The sequence below is a fragment of the Mycobacterium sp. TH-M106 genome (assembly GCF_057473765.1).
The window spans coordinates 1-1,732 of the sequence record NZ_JBYCLE010000080.1 but is presented as its reverse complement, the minus strand read 5'-3'; the positions used below and the strand labels follow the sequence as shown (position 1 = coordinate 1,732).

Annotated in this window: 1 protein-coding gene and 2 pseudogenes; 1 reads left to right on the top strand and 2 read right to left on the bottom strand. The window is 67.3% G+C overall.

What is annotated here, in order from left to right; all coding sequences use genetic code 11:
• The coding region (locus AC2VOP_RS02760; protein ID WP_486959549.1) for a hypothetical protein at window positions 1–87 on the top strand (87 nt) is incomplete at its 5' end.
• 16 nt (window positions 88–103) lie between these two features.
• Here the strand turns inward: AC2VOP_RS02760 and AC2VOP_RS02755 are convergent.
• Window positions 104–1,280 (bottom strand): annotated as a pseudogene (locus tag AC2VOP_RS02755) (hydrogenase large subunit); the annotation flags it as partial.
• Window positions 1,275–1,460: pseudogene (locus AC2VOP_RS02750) on the bottom strand (ArsR/SmtB family transcription factor); the annotation flags it as partial. The pseudogenes AC2VOP_RS02750 and AC2VOP_RS02755, both read right to left, overlap by 6 nt.
• Between the last annotated feature and the right edge of the window lie 272 nt (window positions 1,461–1,732).

Sequence of the window (1,732 nt, the reverse complement as noted above, 5' to 3'; positions counted from 1 at the left end):
CGCGAGCGGGCGCTCGGCTCGCTGCTCGCCGACGGCCTGGTCACCCGTACCGCCGACGGCCGGTTCGCGCTGTCCGGCGAAGGGTAGCGGTCACAGGTATTGATCACAGGTCGTTTCCGGCGTAGGACTGGTTGAAACTTTCGTTCGCCAAAGGGAAGTCGGGCACGATAGCGTCGTTCATCGCGACTGGCAACGCGGGCCAGTTGAACCAGGACGGGTCGACGATCTTGGCGCAGGTGATGCGATGGGCGGTGTCGAGCTCGACGCGGTGCGCGATGGTGCCGCGCCAGCCCTCGACGATGCCGACACCGCTGCGGCGAGCGCCGACCGGCGCCGCGTCGACAGCGTGACACGTTGGTCCACCGTGATTTTCGATCAGCAGGCAGGCCAGCTTCGTGGCCGCTGCGAACTCGTCGCGGCGCACCGTGTAGCGAGCCAGCACGTCGCCCGCGGTGGCGCCGGTCTCGGTGACGGGCAGCGCGGTCGCGGGGTGCTCGAGCCGGGCGTCGGTGCGCACGCCGCTGGCGCGCGCGATATAGCCCAGGCAGCCCAGTGCTCGCGCGTCGTCGTTGGGCAGGTCGGCGGTGCCGGCGAACCGTTCGTAGACCACGCTGTTGCCCAGGGTCAGTTCGGCGATCTCAGCGACGTCGGCCGCGATGGATCCCAGCGCGCCCACGTAGGGCAGCGACCGCAGCGTGACCGCGCCCGGGCGGACGGCGCCGCGCAGCAGCCGATGCCCGGTGGTGGCCGCGTTGATGCGCAGCAACTGTTCGCGCATGCGCAACGGAGATGTCGCCGCTGACGCGCCCGGCCAACTCGACCGCGTCGCACGCGGGCCGACCCTCGAAGAGCTTCTCGATTCCCCGGTGCACGAACCACAGTCGCGCCTTGAGGCGCAGCACCGTTTCTCCGGCGACGAAGAAGCGGAAATGGCCGGGTTCGATCAGCCTGGCGTGCACGGGGCCGACCGGGATCTCGTAGACGCCCGGCCCCTCGACGGGCACGAAGGGGAAGCGGCCGGCGCCGTCGAACTCCGTTGCGCACCCGGCATCACGACGCATGGGATACCACTTCTCCGGCCAGTGCGCACGGCGCACGAGCCGGCGGGGCTGGGGATGGCCGACGGGCCGGATCCCGTACAGGTCGGCCATCTCACGCTCGAACCGGCCCGCCGCGAACGACAGCAGCGCAAGCGAGAGCACCTTGGGGTCATCCTTGCCGACAACGCATTCGATCTCGACGCGACGGTCGGGTCGACCGGCCAGAAACAGGTAGACGACACCGGCGCGGCGCAGGACGCCCAGCTGCTGAGACAGGTCCGACGATTCCAGCCCGACCTCCGGCAGCAGTTCGGTGACCGACTTGTCCCCCGACGCGAGCAACTCGAGAACCCGGATCCGGGCCGGATGCCCCAGCGTCGTGAAGAACTCGGCCTTGACTGTGTACAGCGGCTGGGACACGACACAGATCTCCTGAAGACTTTACAGCTCCAAAACCACAACGATTGAAGAATCTCTCATATGGCGATGGCGCGTCTGCCGAAAGTGCAGCAATGCGTAATTGCAACTGACGAATCTGTTTTCCTGATAATTGACACCTGCATTATGTCTCGCGTACCTTGCATCGTATGCATACCGCTCCTCCGATGCTCGTCGGTGTTGTGGCACTGCCGCTCCTCGCTTCACTGAGTGCGCTGCTGGCCGGTTCCCGATCCCCCCGCCTCGTGGGCAGA